The sequence below is a fragment of the Pseudomonas bananamidigenes genome (assembly GCF_001679645.1).
Taxonomy (GTDB): domain Bacteria; phylum Pseudomonadota; class Gammaproteobacteria; order Pseudomonadales; family Pseudomonadaceae; genus Aquipseudomonas; species Aquipseudomonas bananamidigenes.
Genome location: NZ_LRUN01000034.1, coordinates 48,219 through 64,925 on the forward strand (window position 1 = coordinate 48,219; position 16,707 = coordinate 64,925).

Consider the following 16,707-nt stretch of genomic DNA (forward strand, 5'->3'; position numbering starts at 1 on the left):
TCAACTGAACGGATGCTGCGGGCTGTCGATCGGTTTGAGGCCATGTTCGCGCCACAATTGCCCATAACCCTGAACCAGAAAGCCGCCGCTGCGTTCGACCCATTGCTTGCGACGCATACGGTAGGCCTTGGGCAAGTCGTACCACGCCAGCTTCGGCAAATCGTGGTGCACCAGATGGAAATTCAGATTCAGGAACAGCCAGCGCCACGGCCATCCGGCCTCGTTGAGTACCGTGCGCTGCTGCGATTGTGCGTGTGGCCGGTGTTCATAGTAAGAGCGGACCATCGCAATCGACAGCGCCGGCACACTGATCAAAAACAGGTAATGCCACACCGGCAGCAAGCTGTAGCGAGCGATGAAAAACAACATCAGCACAGTCAGGGAACCGTGGGTCAGCCACATCAGCCACGCCTGACGCTCGCCGTTTTTCAGGCGTTGCAGCTCCTCACCGGCCAGTGCCAGCAATGCCAGCGGCGCGCCGAGAATGAATCGGCCGAGCACAGTCTTGTTCAGCCAGTGCAGGTTGCGCTCGAATCGCGAGCTGCCCTGCCAACGCCCGGTACTCAGGTAACGGCTTTCCGGGTCAAGACCGGGGATCGTCAGGTCTTCATCGCGATGGTGCTGCAAATGGCTGTCGCGATAGAGCGTGTAGGGATACCACACGGCGAACGGCGCATAACCGAGGACTTTGTTCACCACAATCCAGCGCGTCGGATGGCCATGCAGCAGTTCGTGTTGTATCGACAGCCACAGCACCAGCAATGGAATCAGCAGCAACGTGCTCCACCAAAGACCCAGCCACTCGCTGCCCGCCACAAGGGCGAACCAGCCGCCGTACACGCCGATCAGCAGCAGCCAGGTCGGCCAGTCGGTACGGGCGGTGAAGCGTTGACGCAAATTCTCGATCTGTTGGCGATGGGCATCGTCGAAGTAATGGGGCATGGCGTGGCTCGGAACGAGGGTCTGATCGTTCTGTGCAACACCCGCGAGAAATCTTGCAGATTATTTTTGCGAGCCGGGATCCTTATAATTCCGCCTCTTTTTGAACCGGCAGCCCGAGTGATGACCGATACCCGTTATAGCCAGCTCGATGAATTGTCCTGGCCCTTGATGAACAAGTTCTACCGCCAGCATCAATCGTCGATGAAAGCGGTGCGCGAGGCGCAATTATGGGTGGCGCGGCGCGAGGAGATCGTCGCGGCGCTGTGTCTGCGACCGGTGTTCGGCGGGCACTGGCTGACCGGGCTGTTCGTTGATCCGGCCTGTCGTGAACAAGGCATTGCCGCGCAATTGATCGCGGCAGCGGTGAAAGATGTGAAGGCGCCGGTCTGGCTGTTCTGCCATCCGGACCTGCGCGGATTCTACGAGCGGCGCGGCTTCACCTTCGATCCCGCCCTGCCCCAGGCCATGGCCGAACGCTTGAGCCGTTATGCGCGGAGCAAGCCGATGATTGCCATGGAGCTGGTGCCGCCGGCGGATTGATCAGTCGTCGGCGTCGGGGTCGAGATCCGGGAACATCACCTCGGTGAAACCGAACTTGCTGAAATCGGTGATGCGCGACGGATACAGCCGCCCGATCAGGTGATCGCACTCGTGCTGCACGACTCGCGCATGAAAACCCGAGGCCACACGCACGATCGGCTCACCCTTGGGATCGAAACCTTCGTAACGGATCTGCTGGTAGCGATCCACCGCGCCCCGCAGCCCGGGGACCGACAGGCAGCCTTCAAAGCCCTCTTCCATCAGCGGGCTCAACGGCGTGATCAGTGGATTGATCAGAATGGTCTGCGGCACGGCTTCGGCGTCCGGGTAACGTTCGCTGTGCTCGAAGCCGAAGATCACCAGTTGCAGGTCGACACCGATCTGCGGCGCGGCGAGGCCGACGCCGCCGACGCTTTCCATGGTCTGGAACATGTCGTCGATCAGTTGCCACAGCTGCGGGCTGTCGAACATCTCGGCCAGCACCGGCGGGGCAATGCGCAACAGGCGTTCGTCGCCCATCTTCAGGATTTCACGGATCATGATCAGGCTTCGTCTGTGTTCGGCTTGAGCGACGGATCGCGGCCCAGGCCGGAAACGTGTTGTTTGGGATGTTCGTCGAGTTCACCGGGGACTTTCTCACCCGGGTCCTTGCCCTCGCTGGACATGTGTTCGATCACCGCGTTCATCTCCGCGCCCAGCAACAACACGGCGGCAGAAATGTAGAAATACAGCAACAGCACGATGATCGCACCGATGCTGCCATACATGGCGTTGTAGTTGGCGAACGTCTTGACGTAAAACGCAAAGCCCAGGGACGCGACGATCCACACCACCACCGCCAGCACCGAGCCCGGCGTGATGAAACGGAACTCCTGTTTGACGTCAGGCATCACGTAGTAGATCACCGCCACGGCCACCATCATCAGGATCACGATCACCGGCCAGCGGGCAATGGTCCATACCGTGACGATGAAGTCTTCCAGACCGACCTGCCCGGCGATCCACGTCATCACCTGCGGCCCCAGCACCATCAGCGCGGCGGCCACCAGCAACATGCCGGCGATACCGACAGTGTAGAAAATCGACAGCGGAAAGCGCTTCCAGATCGGCCTGCCCTCGACCACGTCATAGGCCGCGTTCATCGCGCTCATCATCAGGCGCACCCCGGCGGACGCGGTGTACAGGGCGATGACGATACCCACGGAAAGCAGGCCGCCCTTGGACTGCTGCAACTGGTCGATCACCGGGTTGACCTGCTCCAGCGCCTGGGGCGGCAACACCAGCTCCGATTGCAGGCGCAGCCAGGAGAAGAAGTCCGGCAGGTGCAGGAAACCGATCAGGGCAATCAGGAACAGAATGAACGGGAACAACGAGAACAGCATCTGGTAGGCCAGTGCCGAGGCATAGGTCGACATCTCGTCATCCATGAACTCGGTGACGGTACGCACGATGACCCGGTGCAGGGGCAGGCCTTTCATGTCGGGGAAAATCATTCGCGTCTCCTTTCGCCGCAAAACAGGTTGAAGTCGTGGCGACTCAGGGGCCGTGTTCTCTCATCAAAGTAGCCTACTTGGCGACTCTGAAACACTGTGATCCGTGACGGCATGTGAACGACACACAAAAACGGCCATCCTTGGATGGCCGTTCCGGTGTTTCGTTCAAGGCGCAATCAAGCCTTGTCGACGCCTTTCTTGATCGCGTCCTTGGCTTTGCCCACCGCTTGCTGGGCCTCGCCTTTCTTCTCTTGCAGTTTGCCTTCGGCTTGCAGCCTGGTGTTGTCGGTGGCTTTACCGACGCCTTGCTTGACGTTGCCGACGGCTTCGTTGGCCATGCCTTTCACTTTATCGCCTGTGCTGCTCATGGTGTTTCTCCTGGGTGCATTGAAGGGGAAAAGTCAGTACGTAACGATGGACTGTCCCGATTTGCGCCAGGTTTCATTTATTTTCAGGCCTCATTTCGTCGTGGCGTGCAGGTTGGGCTTTATGTTTGCAAGCGGAGCCCCGAGAATGCCCACCATAAGGCGTCAGGCGCCACAGAACCGATCCCGCAGGAATGTTATGAAACTCGATAAAAAGCAGGCCATCGCCCGTCGCAACCAGGAACTGGGCGGTGCCGTGCTAGGCACCAACAATTGCCACTTCGCCGAACTGAACCGCAACCGCAACATCTGGTGGTTCGATCTGCCGGTGAAGCGTCTGGCCATCGGTCAGTACGAGTGGATTCACCTGTTGATGCACACCCCGGCCACCGACGAACTGCTGCACCTGAAAGTGCCGACCGCGTTCCTGCGGGAAAAGCTCGACGGCCTGGTGATCCGCAACGAAGGCAAGCGCAAGGCGGCCCTGAGTCTGGAACTGAGCGCCGACAAGGACTCGTACCTGCAGGACATGCGCCCGGCGGGCACCAACGTGAACTTTGCGGCGTTCCGTCAATAAGACACTCAAGCTGATCGTTCCCACGCTCTGCGTGGGAATGCCGCCCCGGACGCTCCGCGTCCAGCACGGCGGGGACGCCGAGCGTCCCGGGATGCGTTACCACGCGGAGCGTGGGAACGATCAATCAACGTGAACCGCCAACAAAAAGCCCCGCATCTGCGGGGCTTTTTGCTTTACGCGGCGCTCTTGGCCTTGATCTTCTTCAGCTCTTCGTCGCGCAATTCGCGGCGCAGGATCTTGCCGACGTTGGTAGTCGGCAGCGCATCGCGGAACTCCACCGAACGCGGCACCTTATAGCCGGTGACGTTGGCGCGCATGTGCTCCATCACCGTTTCCTTGGTCAGCGTGACGCCTGGCCTGGCCACGATGAAAATCTTGATCGCCTCGCCCGACTTCTCGTCCGGAATGCCGATCGCCGCGCACTGCAACACGCCCGGCAGGGTCGCCAGCACGTCTTCCAGCTCGTTCGGGTACACGTTGAAGCCGGAGACCAGGATCATGTCTTTCTTGCGATCGACAATGCGCATGTAGCCGTCCGGCTGAATCAGCGCGATGTCGCCGGTTTTCAGCCAGCCTTCGCTGTCCAGTATCTCGTCGGTGGCTTCCTGACGCTGCCAGTAGCCCTTCATCACTTGCGGCCCCTTGACGCACAGTTCACCGATTTGCCCCAGCGGCTGCTCTACACCGCTGTCATCGATGACCTTGCACAAGGTCGACGGCACCGGAATGCCGATGGTGCCGATCTGGATGTTCTGGATCGGGTTGACCGTGGCCACCGGACTGGTTTCGGTCATGCCGTAGCCTTCGCAGATCGGACAACCGGTGACCGCTTTCCAGCGTTCGGCAGCAGCCAGCTGCAAGGCCATGCCGCCGGACAGGGTGACTTTCAGCGCCGAGAAATCCAGCTTGCGGAAACCTTCGTTGTTGCACAGGGCCACGAACAACGTATTGAGGCCGACAAAACCGCTGAACTTCCACTTCGACAGTTCCTTGACCATGGCCGGCAGGTCGCGCGGGTTGCTGATCAGGATGTTGTGGTTGCCGATCAGCATCATCGCCATGCAATGAAAGGTGAACGCGTAGATGTGGTACAGCGGCAGCGGCGTGATCAGGATCTCGCAACCTTCATTGAGGTTGGAGCCCATCAGCGCCTTGCACTGCAGCATGTTGGCGACGAGGTTGCGATGGGTGAGCATCGCGCCCTTGGCCACGCCCGTGGTGCCGCCAGTGTATTGCAGCACGGCAACGTCGCCGCTGTCCGGGTTGGCTTCGGCGACCGGCTGGCCCTGGCCTTTGCTCAGCACGTCGTTGAACTTGACGGCTTTGGGCAAGTGATAGGCCGGCACCATTTTCTTCACGTACTTGATGACGCTGTTGATCAGCAGACGCTTGAGCGGCGGCAACAGGTCGGCGACTTCGGTGACGATGACGTGTTTGACGCCGGTTTTCGGCACCACGGCCTCGGCCAGGTGCGCCATGTTGGCCAGGCACACCAGTGCCTTGGCGCCGGAGTCGTTGAACTGATGTTCCATTTCCCGCGCGGTGTACAACGGGTTGGTGTTGACCACGATCAGCCCGGCACGGATGGCACCGAAGACGGCGACCGGGTACTGCAACACGTTGGGCAGTTGCACGGCGATTCGATCACCGGGCTGCAAATCGGTATGCTGTTGCAGATAAGCGGCAAACGCACCGGACAATTCGTACAGTTCACCGTAGGTGAGGGTCTTGCCCAGGTTGCTGAACGCCGGTTTGTCGGCGAAGCGCTGGCAGGATTGCTTCAACACTGCCTGAATATTCGGGTACTCGTCTGGATTGATGTCGGCAGCAATTCCAGCGGGGTACTTATCCTTCCAAAAGTCTTCGATCATGGAAGCCCACTCCTCAGCAACGCGAATTCAGCACCGCATTTGATGCGATTATTATTGGTGTTTGTCTTGTATTGGTGAATCTGGCTTTTTGCAGGCCGAGAAGTCACAAAGCGCGCCGAGAGTAGCAGCTTTGCCGAGGGTCGACCAGAGCCAAAAGCGGCCCCTACAGTCATTTTAATGACTCAAGAATTACTGGCAGTCATTTTAGAGCAAAAATCCTATAACACCCTGAAAGTCCCGGTTTTCAGGGCCTTCAAAGCAAAAGATCGCAACCTGCGGCAGCTCCTGAACCGGAAACGTATTTCCTGGAGGCGCTACCGAAGGTTGCGATCTTTTTACTTCAAGCCGACCTATGCGATATCACGCAGCTCACGCCGCAGAATCTTCCCGACAGGCGTCATCGGCAGCGACTCACGCAGCACGATGTGCTTGGGTACCTTGTACGCCGTGAAATTCTCTTTGCAGTAGGCCTTCAGCTCTTCCAGGCTGACCCCGGTTTCCCGGGCCACCACAAACAGCTTTACCGCCTCGCCGGAGCGTTCGTCCGGCACACCGATCACTGCGCAGTTCGCGACTTTCGGGTGGGCCATCACCACGTCTTCGATTTCGTTCGGGTACACGTTGAAACCGGAGACGATGATCATGTCTTTCTTGCGATCGACGATGCGTACGAAACCGTCCGGGTCGATCACCGCAATGTCTCCGGACTTGAACCAGCCCTCGGCGTCCAGCACCTCGGCGGTGGCTTCGGGTTTGTGCCAGTAACCCTTCATGATCTGCGGGCCCTTGATGCACAGTTCGCCGCGCTCTCCCAAGGGTTGCTCGACGCCCTCGTCATTGATGACCTTCAACCGGGTGCCCGGCACCGGCAGGCCGACGGTACCGATCCGCGACAGTTCGCCGTAGGGGTTGGTGCAGGCGACCGGCGAGGTTTCGGTCAACCCGTAGCCTTCAGTGATCCGGCAACCGGTGAGCTGCTCCCAGCGCTCTGCCGTGGCCTTGACCAGTGCGGTGCCGCCGGAGTTGGTGAGTTTGAGCGTGGAGAAATCCAGGGTCTTGAAGTCCGGGTGATCCATCAGCGCGACGAACAGCGTGTTGAGCCCCAGCAGTGCCGAGAACTTCCAGTTCTTCAGCTCCTTGATGAAACCGCCGATGTCACGCGGGTTGGTGATCAGCACGTTGTGATTACCGGAGACCATCATGCACATGCAGTTCGCGGTGAAGGCGTAGATGTGGTACAGCGGCAGTGGCGCGATCATCACCTCCTGCCCTTCGCGCAACAATGGCTGGCCATCGCTGCCGAACTGACCGAGACAGGCGCGAACCTGCTGCATGTTGGCCACCAGATTGCCGTGAGTGAGCATCGCGCCCTTGGCTAGGCCGGTGGTGCCGCCGGTGTATTGCAGGACGGCGATGTCGTCCAGGCCAACCTTCAACGGCTGGATGCCCAGGCCCCGGCCCATACGCAACGCGCTCTTGAAGGAAAGCGCCTGGGGCAACGAGTAGGCCGGGACCATTTTCTTCACTTTGCTGACCACGGTGTTGACCAGCCAGCCCTTGGCAGCGGGCATCAGGTCACCCATCTTCGCTTCGATCAGGTACTGGATGTCAGTGTCCGGCAGCACTTCCTGGACCTTCTGGCCGAACATGTTCAGATACACCAGCGCCCGGGCACCGGAATCCTTGAATTGATGGCGCATTTCCCGCGCGGTGTACAGCGGGTTGGTGTTGACCACGATCAGCCCGGCGCGCAGGGCGCCGAACACGGCAATCGGATACTGCAGGACATTGGGCATCTGCACCGCGATGCGATCGCCCGGCACCAGGTCGGTGTGGGCTTGCAGGTAACCGGCGAACGCGGCGCTCTGACGCTCGAGTTCGGCGTAGGTCAGGGTCACGCCCATGTTGCTGAACGCCGGGCGATCAGCGAATTTCTTGCAGGAACGCTCGAACACCTCGATCACCGATTTGAATTCATTCACGTCGATGTCCAGGGGTACGCCCGCCGGGCGTTTGTCATTCCAGAAATCAGGTTGCATTGTTCTTGTCCTCTTTACCTGAGCCGATCCGGGACCGCATCGCTGTCACTTCTCTCCCGTCCATGGAAAAACACACAGCAAAAAGCGGGGCTTCACGGACACTAGCAGCTATGGTCAATCAGGCAAATACGGGCAAGGTCCTCATTGATCGTGTGAATCTTCCTGCCGTGGCGTGACCGGATCGGACGCGCTATACAATGCAACGTCTTCGAGCCCCTTCAGCAAAAGCAGGCAGCAAAAGGAAGCGCCATGATCCACGACACCTTCTGGCTGGACGCCAGTGACCGCAGCCGTCTGTTCGTCAACCGGTGGCTGCCGTCTGCGCCGCTGAAAGCGGTGATTCTGCTGGCCCACGGCATGGCCGAGCACAGTGGCCGCTACGGGCGACTGGCAGAGTCGTTTTGCGCTGCAGACTACGGTGTGTACGCGCCGGATCAGCGCGGTCATGGCAAAACGGCCGATCACGGGACGCTGGGGCATTTTGCCGACGACGATGGCTGGTGCAAGGTGGTCGGCGACCTGGCGAGCCTCAACCAGTGCATCGGCCAGCGTCATACCGGCGTGCCGATCATATTGCTCGGGCACAGCATGGGCAGCTACATCGCCCAGGCGTATCTGCTGCATCACAGCGCCAGCCTGCACGGCGCGATTCTCAGCGGCTCGAATTTCCAGCCGGTGGCGCTGTATCGAACGGCGCGGCAGATCGCCCGTTTCGAAAAATTGCGCCAGGGCCCCAAGGGACGCAGTGCCCTGATCGAATGGCTGTCGTTCGGCTCGTTCAACAAAAAATTCAAGCCTGCGCGTACCGCGTTCGACTGGCTGAGTCGCGACCCGGCCGAAGTCGATAAATATGCCGCTGACCCGCTGTGCGGCTTTCGCTGCACCAATCAGCTGTGGATCGACCTGCTCGGTGGCTTGCAGCAAATCAGCAAAGCGTCCAATCTCGCCCAGATCGACCCGGGCCTGCCACTGCTGGTGATCGGCGGTGAATGTGATCCGGTGAGCGAAGGCAAGCGTCTGACTGATCTGGCCAACGCCTTGCGCTCGGCCGGCAGCCAGAACCTGCAATTGAAGATTTACCCGCAGGCCCGGCACGAATTGTTCAACGAGACCAACCGCGACGAAGTGACCGCCGATGTCCTGGCCTGGATCGACCAGGCCTTGAGCCATCCCCGTCCGCACCGCAGCGAATAGTTTTTTGTGGATTCATTTCATCCGTCACAGGAATTCAGACCCATGACCCAGGTTACCAACATCCCTTACGAAGCCCTTGAAGTGGGCCAGACCGCCAGCTACAGCAAGACTGTCGAGGAGCGCGACATCCAGCTGTTCGCCGCGATGTCCGGCGACCACAACCCGGTGCACCTGGATGCCGAGTTCGCCGCCGCCAGCATGTTCAAGGAGCGCATCGCCCACGGCATGTTCAGCGGTGCGCTGATCAGTGCCGCCGTGGCCTGCGAGCTGCCTGGGCCGGGGACCATTTATATCGGTCAGCAGATGAGCTTTCAGAAGCCGGTGAAGATCGGCGACACCCTGACCGTGCGCCTGGAAATCCTCGAAAAACTGCCTAAATTCCGCGTACGCATCGCCACTCGAGTTTTCAATCAGCGCGATGAGCTGGTGGTCGATGGCGAGGCCGAGATCCTGGCGCCGCGCAAACAGCAGACCGTGACCCTGCCGACCTTGCCAGCCATCAGCATTGGCTGATGATCCCGGTTAAATGCGGACACAAAAAAACGCCAGACCAGCTGGCGTTTTTTTATTGGCCTCGAACGCTCAGGAGCGTGCGCGAGCCTGGTTACGCAGCGCTTTCACCTGATCGTGATTGCGTTGCACACCGTGGTACTGACGCTCGACCAGATCACGAATACCCACCAGGTTGTGCTTGTTGATCTTCTCGATCGCTTCACGGTAAGCCTTCAATGCGTGGTCTTCACCGCGCTCGGCTTCGTTGAGCACGGCCTCTTCGTCCTTGCCGGTGAACATCGCTTTGACGTCGACCCAACGGCGGTGCAGATCACCGCTTACGCTGGTGGAGGTTTCCGGATCGCCGCCCATCGAGCGCACAGTCGCCTGCAATTCCGCAGCCGCCGTAGCGCAGTCGGCGGAGCGTTTCGCGAACAGGGCTTTCAGTTCAGGGTGCTTGATGTCCTCGGCGCAAGTCTTGAATCCTTCCTGGCCGTCCTTGCTGGTTTCAATCAGGTCATTGAGGACAGAGATGGCTTCTTTATTGAGGTCAGTCATTTTCCAGTTCCTTGCGTTTTGGTGGAAGTTGCAAGGACTGTTGCAGCGGGCGTGCCATTTTCAAGAATTACAATTAATCGTTAAATTTCAATAAGTTATGAATAAATAAAAAATCTGTATGCCTGTTTTTTGCATGATCTGTCATTTGGCCTGCATGCAGAATGCCTGTATTTTCCAGACTGTTTCGAATCCAGACGATCCCTTTGATGAATCCTGAAAAACTCGAGTTGCTGATCACCCGCGAAATGCCCTTCGGCAAATACAAAGGGCGGATCATTGCCGACCTCCCCGGGCCTTACCTGAACTGGTTCGCCCGAGAAGGATTTCCCCATGGTGAACTCGGCGGCCTGCTCGCACTGATGCATGAGATCGATCACAACGGACTGTCGGAACTGCTTGAACCGTTGCGCGCCAAACACGGCAAACCCGCCCCGCGCCACTGAGGCGCCTCCTGAGCCGAGCCGACCATGCCCGATAACACCCGCCGTGCCCGAGACGAAGCCTTCTGGCAAACGTTCGCCGACCGTTACGACCGCCACCCCGGCCCCGTGAATCTTGAAAACGGTTACTTCGGACGCATGTCACGCACAGTGGTCGAGGATTACCAGCGTCACATCGAACTGATCAACAACAGCAACTCGGTCTACGCACGCCAGCGATTCGAACAGCACGACAGCCTCGACATCCGCGCGCAACTCGCCGAGATGATTGGCGTGCGCGCGCAAAGCATCGCTTTCACCCAGAACGCCACCGCCGGCCTGCAATCGCTGATCCGCAACTACAACCGCCTGCAGCCAGGCGATCAGGTGCTGATCTGCGACCTGGAATACGACACGGTCAAGAGCGCCATGCGCTGGCTGGCCCGCCATCGCGGAGTCGAAGTGATTGAGATCGAGCACTCGCACCCGACCAGTTTCGAAAGTCTGCTGGCGACTTACCGAGAAACATTCACTCGTTATCCGAAGCTCAAGCTGATGGCGCTGACCCATGTCACCCACCGTACCGGACTGGTGATGCCGGTGCAGGCCATCGCCGCACTGGCCAGGGAACATGGCGTAGACATCATCCTTGATGGCGCCCATGCCCTCGGCCAGATCGAGTTTGATCTGGAGACGCTGGGCATCGCCTTCGCCGGGTACAACCTGCACAAATGGATCGGTTCGCCGCTGACCCTGGGCTTTATCTACATCGCCCCTCAACGTCTGGCCGACATCGACCCGGACATGGGCGAAATGCATTTCCCGCTCAACGATATCCGCTCCCGCACGCCCCACAGTACACCGAACATTCCGGCGCTGATGACCCTGCCGCTGGTGTTCGAGGAACACCGTGCACTGGGCGGTGCGGCGGCCAAGGGCGCACGGCTGAACTACCTGCGCAACCTGTGGGTCAGCGCCGTGCGCAACCTGCCGGGCATCGAAGTCACCACCCCGGACGATCCGCGTCTGTACTGCGGCATCACCTCGATGCGCTTTACCCGGCATGCCGACCAGCAGTCAATGGTCGAGCGCCTGCTCGGCGACTTCAACCTGTTTACCGTCGTACGCCACGGGGCCGCATGCGGGCCGTGCATCCGCATCACACCGGCGCTGACTACTACGGCCGCGGAAATCCAATTGCTGATTAGGGCACTCGACGAACTGCGCTAAACCGTGTACTTGTCGAAGTCCTCGGGCTTGATCTGCGACGACACCGCAAAGGTGTCGATGCCGATCGTGAGATGACCGAAGAAACCGTCCTCATGGGAGTCGCGGCTGATCGGCCAGACCGTCAGCGTCGAGGCTTCTCCGCCCATTCGGGTGTAGTAGTGGTCCTGGCAGTTGTTCAGCGGCGAGGACGCCCGCCCGCGATAGGCTCTGGCATTGAGCACCGAACGTGAGACGACTTCGGGAAAGTACAGCTGCCCGACCCAGGCCACATTGCGTTCGTCCAGATATTCGCTGCCGGCAACGATGCGCACCGCCACATGAATATGCAACGCCCGCCCGGCATAGAACCCCGGATAGATCGTGGTGAATCGCACCCTGCCCTTGTGATCGCTGAACTGGCCGCCGCGCAGGTAGGTGTCATCGTCGGTTCGCGGGATGGAACCGATGTCCTCGACATCGACTTCCTGATCCGGGTTGATCCGGCTCCAGCCCGAATAGGCCCCTCGAGCATTGCAGTGCCAGATATCCACCAGCGCGCCGCTGACCGGCTCGCCGGTCATGGCATCGACGATGGTCAGGCGCAACAGCAAAGGCAGTCCCTCGGCGCCTTCGCTGATGTTGCGGCGCAACAGTCTGGGATTGCGAAAATACGGCCCGGCGACTTGCTCGGGGGCCAGCTGATAAACGGGTGGCACTGACGGCTGGTGATCCATGATGCGTTCTCTCTTCCATAAGAAAAACGCAGGTTAGCGCCATGAAAAAAACGTCGTGCGATAACTATGTATCGCGCGATGTCACCGCAGACTTTCCCCGGGCAAAAAAAAACGGCGCGCCGACCAAGCGCACCGTAAAGCCGTAGAACACACAACGAAGTGTCGGGTGAAGCGATCAGTCCAGCAGCGCCAGCGCCTCGGCGGTGCATTCCTGAATGCGGGCCCAGTCGCCGTTCTTGATCCACTCGGGATCGAGCATCCAGCTACCGCCCACGCACATGACGTTTTTCAGCGCCATGTAGCTCTTGATGTTGGCAGGTCCCACGCCACCGGTCGGGCAGAATTTCACTTCGCCGAACGGGCCGCCGAGGGCCTTGATGGCCGCCACGCCACCGCTGACTTCAGCCGGGAACAGCTTGAAGCGGCGATACCCCAGACCATAGCCTTCCATGATGCCGGAGGCGTTGCTGATGCCGGGCAACAGGGGGATCGGGCTTTCGACACTCGCTTCCAGCAGGTCACGGGTGATGCCCGGGGTGACGATGAATTGCGAACCGGCCGCTTCGGCAGCGGCCAGCATGTTGCGGTCGAGTACGGTGCCGGCGCCGGTCACCAGTTCCGGGCGCTGTTCGCGCAGGATCTGGATCGCCTTGAGGCCGAACTGCGAACGCAGGGTCACTTCCAGCGCGGTCAGGCCACCGGCGGCCAGGGCGTCAGCCAGCGGCAGCACGTCCTGTTCACGGGCGATGGTGATCACCGGCAGGATCCGCGCCTTGGCGCAGAGACTGTCGATCAGGGCAACTTTGTCCGCCATGGAAACGGTCGGGGATGGGGTTGTCATAGCGGCTGTTCCTTGGCTCATGGGCACCAGTAAATCTCTAGCGTGGGTTGCAGAAACGCGCGAACCGGCATGGCGGCGACGTCGCTGGATGCCAGTGCGGCATTCAGGGTGGTCAGTTTCGACTGACCGGAAATCGACAGAATCTTGTGCTTCGCCGAAGCCAGCAGCGCCCGGCTCATGGTCAGGCGTTGACGCGGCACACTCGGCGCCAGCATCGGCCAGCAACGACGGGTGCCATCGGCTTGCAGGGCTTGCGCCAGGTTCGGACTGTCCGGGAACAGCGACGCGGTATGGCCGTCATCGCCCATGCCCAGCACGAGCACATCGATGGGTGGCAACTCGGCGAGCAACCGATCGGCGTGCTCGGCAGCCTGCTCGACGTTGGCCGCGGCACTGTAGAGGCTGAGGAACTGCGCCTTGGCTGCCGGGCCCTTGAGCAGATACTGCTTGAGCAGACCGGCGTTGCTGTCGGCGTGCTCAACCGGCACCCAGCGCTCGTCGGCCAGGGTCACGACAACCTTCGACCAGTCCAGCTCCTGCCTGGCCAGGTGCTGGAAAAACGCCACCGGGCTGCGACCGCCGGACACCACCAGCACGGCGCTGCCGCGTGCAGCCAGTGCCTCGCTCAACTGCTTGGCGACATTCAGCGCCAGGCCTTCGGCGAGCAGCACCGGGCTCTTGAATTCATGGGCATTCACGCCCTCGGGCAGTTTCACATCAGATATCGCCATACCACGACCTCCCGTCCCGCGTGATCAGTGCAATGGAACTCATCGGCCCCCACGACCCGGCCGCATACGGCTTGGGCGCATCACCGGATTTCTTCCACCCGGCGATCAACTGGTCGCACCATTTCCACGCGGCTTCGATTTCATCTTTACGGACAAACAGGTTCTGATTGCCGTTCATCACTTCCAGCAACAACCGCTCGTAGGCGTCGGGGATCCGCGCGCTGCGCCAGGTGTCGGAAAAATTCAGTTGCAACGGACCGCTGCGCAGCTGCATGCCCTTGTCGAGGCCCTGATCCTTGGTCATCACCCGCAGGGAAATCCCTTCGTCCGGTTGCAGGCGGATGATCAGTTTGTTGCTGATCTGCAGACGCTGCTCCGGGGCGAAGATGTAGTGCGACGGTTCCTTGAAGTGAATGACAATCTGCGACAGCTTCTGCGGCATGCGCTTGCCGGTGCGCAGGTAAAACGGCACACCGGCCCAGCGCCAGTTGCGGATGTCCGCACGCAGGGCGACGAAGGTTTCGGTGTCACTCTGGGTGTTGGAATTCGGCTCTTCGAGGTAGCCCGGTACGGATTTGCCTTCGCTGTGCCCGGCGATGTACTGCCCGCGCACCACCTGAGTGGTCAGGCCTTCCGGGCTGATCGGCGCCAGTGCCTTGAGCACTTTCACCTTTTCATCACGGATGCTGTCGGCGGACAGGTCGGCCGGCGGGTCCATGGCGATCAGGCAAAGCAGTTGCAGCAGGTGGTTCTGGATCATGTCACGCAGCTGGCCGGCCTTGTCGAAATAGCCCCAGCGACCTTCGATGCCGACCTTCTCGGCCACGGTGATTTCCACGTGGGAGATGTAATGCTGGTTCCACTGGGTTTCGAACAGGCTGTTGGCGAACCGCAGGGCGATCAGGTTTTGCACCGTCTCTTTGCCCAGGTAATGGTCGATGCGGTAGGTGCGGTTCTCCGGGAAGTACTGCGCCACGGCGTCGTTGACCTTGCGCGAGGATTCCAGGTCCGAGCCGATCGGTTTTTCCAGCACCACGCGGGTGTTTTCCGCCAGGCCGACGTTCGCCAGGTTCTCGCAGATCGCGCCGTACACCGCCGCCGGAGTGGCGAAGTAGGCAATCATGCGTTGCGTATTGCCGACCAGCTCGGCCAGCGCCGCGTAATCTTCAGCCTTGAGGAAGTCGACGTGCAGGTAGGTCAGGCGCGCCAGAAAGCGCTCGGCCACGGCCTCGTCCAGTTCCTTGCCCACGTAGCGGCGCAGCTCGGCAGCAATGAATGCCAGGTGCTGCTGCTCGGTGCCCTCTTCACGGGCCAGCGCGATAATACGCGTGTCCTCATGCAGCAGGCCGGCGCCATCGAGGTGGTAAAGGGCAGGAAACAGCTTGCGCAGGGCCAGATCGCCCAAGGCGCCGAACAAGGCGAAGGTGCACGGTTCAACCGTAATCGAAGGCATGATGTTTGTTCTTTTATCAAGTTAAGCTACAAATACCTTTTTTCAAGGTATCACTCAAGGGAAAATGTAGTAATAACCACAACATTTTCGCAAAATACAGATTCCGAGTGGTGGTCGATCGGAGCCATCAGTAGGATAGGCCACCGTCACGGGCCCCATCAAAGGCCCAATTTGCATGGCCGCGCGCTTATCAGCGCCGGTGAATCTCAGGAAATCCATATGGACCGCGTGCGAAATTTACTGGAACAGATCCAGAGTCGCCTTGAAGAGCTGAACAAGGCCGAACGCAAAGTCGCCGAAGTAATCCTGCTCAACCCACAGCAGGCCACCCGCTTCAGTATCGCCGCCCTCGCCCAGGCCGCTTCTGTCAGTGAACCGACCGTCAACCGCTTCTGCCGTTCGTTTGGCGTCAGCGGCTACCCCGAACTCAAGCTGCAACTGGCCCAGAGCCTGGCCAGCGGCGCGGCTTACGTCAGCCGCGCAGTGGAAGCCGACGACAATCCCGAGGCTTACACACAAAAGATTTTCGGCAGCGCCATTGCTTCGCTGGACAGTGCTTGCCAGGCGCTCGACCCGAACCTGATCAGCCGCGCCGTCGATCTGTTGATCCAGGCCCGGCAGATCCACTTCTTCGGCTCGGCGCCTCGGCCCCGGTAGCTTTGGATGCGCAGCACAAATTCTTCCGCTTCAACCTGGCGGTCACCGCCCATGCCGACGTGCTGATGCAACGCATGATTGCTTCGGTGGCGCACACCGGCGAGCTGTTCGTGATCATTTCCTACACCGGGCGTACCCGCGAGCTGGTGGAAGTGGCGCGCATCGCCCGGGAGAACGGCGCCTCGGTGCTGGGCCTGACCGCCGAGAACTCGCCACTGGCCAAGGCCAGCACCCTGAGCCTGAACATTCCGCTGCCGGAAGACACCGACATTTACATGCCGATGACTTCGCGGATCATTCAGTTGACGGTGCTGGATGTGCTGGCGACAGGGATGACCTTGCGTCGCGGGGTGGATTTCCAGCCGCATCTGCGCAAGATCAAAGAGAGCTTGAACGCTAGCCGGTATCCGGTGGGTGACGAGTTCAACTGAAGATCAAAAGCCCCCTCACCCTAGCCCTCTCCCGGAGGGAGAGGGAACCGATTGGGGGATATTGAAGAAATACGCCGACTTGAACGAAAACTGTTGAATCCATAATCGACGCGGTCACTCAGGTCGATATCAGACGCAGAACACCTCGGTCAGTCCCCTCT

17 protein-coding genes and 1 pseudogene are annotated in these 16,707 nt (G+C 60.0%); 7 read left to right on the forward strand and 11 right to left on the reverse strand.

Annotated features, from left to right (window positions below):
- On the reverse strand, positions 1–942 hold the full coding sequence (locus BBF94_RS12480) for a fatty acid desaturase (RefSeq protein WP_065259329.1): 942 nt from the start codon (positions 940–942) through the stop codon (positions 1–3).
- 120 nt (positions 943–1,062) lie between these two features.
- On the opposite strand from BBF94_RS12480, the gene BBF94_RS12485 reads away from it, so the two are divergent.
- Positions 1,063–1,482: a GNAT family N-acetyltransferase gene (locus tag BBF94_RS12485; RefSeq protein WP_065259330.1), complete on the forward strand. Its 420-nt coding sequence runs from the start codon at positions 1,063–1,065 to the stop codon at positions 1,480–1,482.
- Here BBF94_RS12485 and def read toward each other — a convergent pair whose 3' ends face one another.
- From def to BBF94_RS12500, 3 genes are all read right to left on the reverse strand, one after another.
- Positions 1,483–2,022 (reverse strand): peptide deformylase, encoded by a 540-nt coding sequence (def, locus tag BBF94_RS12490; RefSeq protein WP_065259331.1) that lies wholly within the window; start codon positions 2,020–2,022, stop codon positions 1,483–1,485.
- Positions 2,023–2,024: 2 nt separating this feature from the next.
- The gene (locus BBF94_RS12495; RefSeq protein ID WP_065259332.1) at positions 2,025–2,975 is read right to left on the reverse strand and encodes a YihY/virulence factor BrkB family protein; all 951 of its coding nucleotides are present in this window, start codon (positions 2,973–2,975) and stop codon (positions 2,025–2,027) included.
- Between the two features lie 176 nt (positions 2,976–3,151).
- Positions 3,152–3,343, reverse strand: a complete 192-nt coding sequence (locus BBF94_RS12500; RefSeq protein WP_065259333.1) for a CsbD family protein — start codon at positions 3,341–3,343, stop codon at positions 3,152–3,154.
- A gap of 196 nt (positions 3,344–3,539) precedes the next feature.
- On the opposite strand from BBF94_RS12500, the gene BBF94_RS12505 reads away from it, so the two are divergent.
- Entirely contained in the window at positions 3,540–3,917 is a 378-nt protein-coding gene (locus tag BBF94_RS12505; protein ID WP_065259334.1) for a hypothetical protein, read from the forward strand.
- Positions 3,918–4,090: 173 nt separating this feature from the next.
- Here the strand turns inward: BBF94_RS12505 and fadD1 are convergent, their stop codons facing one another.
- Positions 4,091–5,788 (reverse strand): long-chain-fatty-acid--CoA ligase FadD1, encoded by a 1,698-nt coding sequence (gene fadD1, locus BBF94_RS12510; protein ID WP_065259335.1) that lies wholly within the window; start codon positions 5,786–5,788, stop codon positions 4,091–4,093.
- 350 nt (positions 5,789–6,138) lie between these two features.
- Positions 6,139–7,827 (reverse strand): long-chain-fatty-acid--CoA ligase FadD2, encoded by a 1,689-nt coding sequence (fadD2, locus tag BBF94_RS12515; protein ID WP_065259336.1) that lies wholly within the window; start codon positions 7,825–7,827, stop codon positions 6,139–6,141.
- A 249-nt stretch (positions 7,828–8,076) separates the two neighbouring features.
- Here fadD2 and BBF94_RS12520 point away from each other — a divergent pair, with 249 nt between their 5' ends.
- Both BBF94_RS12520 and BBF94_RS12525 read left to right on the forward strand, forming a co-directional pair.
- Entirely contained in the window at positions 8,077–9,021 is a 945-nt protein-coding gene (locus BBF94_RS12520) for an alpha/beta hydrolase (RefSeq protein WP_065259337.1), read from the forward strand.
- A gap of 42 nt (positions 9,022–9,063) precedes the next feature.
- Positions 9,064–9,534, forward strand: coding sequence for a MaoC family dehydratase (locus BBF94_RS12525; RefSeq protein WP_003227420.1), 471 nt, complete (start codon positions 9,064–9,066; stop codon positions 9,532–9,534).
- A gap of 69 nt (positions 9,535–9,603) precedes the next feature.
- Here BBF94_RS12525 and BBF94_RS12530 read toward each other — a convergent pair whose 3' ends face one another.
- Positions 9,604–10,071, reverse strand: a complete 468-nt coding sequence (locus BBF94_RS12530) for a ferritin-like domain-containing protein (protein WP_065259338.1) — start codon at positions 10,069–10,071, stop codon at positions 9,604–9,606.
- Positions 10,072–10,277: 206 nt separating this feature from the next.
- On the opposite strand from BBF94_RS12530, the gene BBF94_RS12535 reads away from it, so the two are divergent.
- Complete coding sequence (locus BBF94_RS12535; protein ID WP_065259339.1) at positions 10,278–10,514, forward strand: DUF3820 family protein; 237 nt, start codon at positions 10,278–10,280, stop codon at positions 10,512–10,514.
- Positions 10,515–10,538: 24 nt separating this feature from the next.
- Positions 10,539–11,720, forward strand: coding sequence for an aminotransferase class V-fold PLP-dependent enzyme (locus tag BBF94_RS12540; protein ID WP_065259340.1), 1,182 nt, complete (start codon positions 10,539–10,541; stop codon positions 11,718–11,720).
- Here the strand turns inward: BBF94_RS12540 and BBF94_RS12545 are convergent.
- The 4 genes from BBF94_RS12545 to zwf all read right to left on the reverse strand — a co-directional run bounded on the left by BBF94_RS12545 (position 11,717) and on the right by zwf (position 15,458).
- Positions 11,717–12,433, reverse strand: a complete 717-nt coding sequence (locus BBF94_RS12545; RefSeq protein WP_065259341.1) for an intradiol ring-cleavage dioxygenase — start codon at positions 12,431–12,433, stop codon at positions 11,717–11,719. The two genes, BBF94_RS12540 and BBF94_RS12545, sit on opposite strands and share 4 nt — an antisense overlap.
- A 175-nt stretch (positions 12,434–12,608) precedes the next feature.
- Complete coding sequence (locus BBF94_RS12550; RefSeq protein WP_011335602.1) at positions 12,609–13,274, reverse strand: bifunctional 4-hydroxy-2-oxoglutarate aldolase/2-dehydro-3-deoxy-phosphogluconate aldolase; 666 nt, start codon at positions 13,272–13,274, stop codon at positions 12,609–12,611.
- 17 nt (positions 13,275–13,291) lie between these two features.
- On the reverse strand, positions 13,292–14,005 hold the full coding sequence (gene pgl, locus BBF94_RS12555) for a 6-phosphogluconolactonase (RefSeq protein WP_065259342.1): 714 nt from the start codon (positions 14,003–14,005) through the stop codon (positions 13,292–13,294).
- Complete coding sequence (gene zwf / locus BBF94_RS12560) at positions 13,992–15,458, reverse strand: glucose-6-phosphate dehydrogenase (protein WP_065259343.1); 1,467 nt, start codon at positions 15,456–15,458, stop codon at positions 13,992–13,994. Before zwf ends, pgl begins: the two co-directional genes overlap by 14 nt.
- Positions 15,459–15,686: 228 nt before the next feature.
- Here zwf and BBF94_RS12565 point away from each other — a divergent pair.
- Positions 15,687–16,546, forward strand: a pseudogene (locus BBF94_RS12565) (MurR/RpiR family transcriptional regulator).
- The last annotated feature ends 161 nt before the right edge of the window (positions 16,547–16,707 follow it).

Excerpts from the sequence above, each read along its gene's own strand:
- BBF94_RS12520 (WP_065259337.1), top strand. The coding sequence starts at position 8,077 with ATGATCCACGACACCTTCTGGCTGGACGCCAGTGACCGCAGCCGTCTG.
- BBF94_RS12505 (WP_065259334.1), top strand. The coding sequence starts at position 3,540 with ATGAAACTCGATAAAAAGCAGGCCATCGCCCGTCGCAACCAGGAACTG.
- BBF94_RS12525 (WP_003227420.1), top strand. The coding sequence starts at position 9,064 with ATGACCCAGGTTACCAACATCCCTTACGAAGCCCTTGAAGTGGGCCAG.
- BBF94_RS12530 (WP_065259338.1), bottom strand. The coding sequence starts at position 10,071 with ATGACTGACCTCAATAAAGAAGCCATCTCTGTCCTCAATGACCTGATT.
- fadD1 (WP_065259335.1), bottom strand. The coding sequence starts at position 5,788 with ATGATCGAAGACTTTTGGAAGGATAAGTACCCCGCTGGAATTGCTGCC.
- pgl (WP_065259342.1), bottom strand. The coding sequence starts at position 14,005 with ATGGCGATATCTGATGTGAAACTGCCCGAGGGCGTGAATGCCCATGAA.
- BBF94_RS12480 (WP_065259329.1), bottom strand. The coding sequence starts at position 942 with ATGCCCCATTACTTCGACGATGCCCATCGCCAACAGATCGAGAATTTG.
- BBF94_RS12540 (WP_065259340.1), top strand. The coding sequence starts at position 10,539 with ATGCCCGATAACACCCGCCGTGCCCGAGACGAAGCCTTCTGGCAAACG.
- BBF94_RS12500 (WP_065259333.1), bottom strand. The coding sequence starts at position 3,343 with ATGAGCAGCACAGGCGATAAAGTGAAAGGCATGGCCAACGAAGCCGTC.
- BBF94_RS12485 (WP_065259330.1), top strand. The coding sequence starts at position 1,063 with ATGACCGATACCCGTTATAGCCAGCTCGATGAATTGTCCTGGCCCTTG.
- def (WP_065259331.1), bottom strand. The coding sequence starts at position 2,022 with ATGATCCGTGAAATCCTGAAGATGGGCGACGAACGCCTGTTGCGCATT.
- fadD2 (WP_065259336.1), bottom strand. The coding sequence starts at position 7,827 with ATGCAACCTGATTTCTGGAATGACAAACGCCCGGCGGGCGTACCCCTG.
- BBF94_RS12545 (WP_065259341.1), bottom strand. The coding sequence starts at position 12,433 with ATGGATCACCAGCCGTCAGTGCCACCCGTTTATCAGCTGGCCCCCGAG.
- BBF94_RS12495 (WP_065259332.1), bottom strand. The coding sequence starts at position 2,975 with ATGATTTTCCCCGACATGAAAGGCCTGCCCCTGCACCGGGTCATCGTG.
- BBF94_RS12535 (WP_065259339.1), top strand. The coding sequence starts at position 10,278 with ATGAATCCTGAAAAACTCGAGTTGCTGATCACCCGCGAAATGCCCTTC.
- BBF94_RS12550 (WP_011335602.1), bottom strand. The coding sequence starts at position 13,274 with ATGACAACCCCATCCCCGACCGTTTCCATGGCGGACAAAGTTGCCCTG.
- zwf (WP_065259343.1), bottom strand. The coding sequence starts at position 15,458 with ATGCCTTCGATTACGGTTGAACCGTGCACCTTCGCCTTGTTCGGCGCC.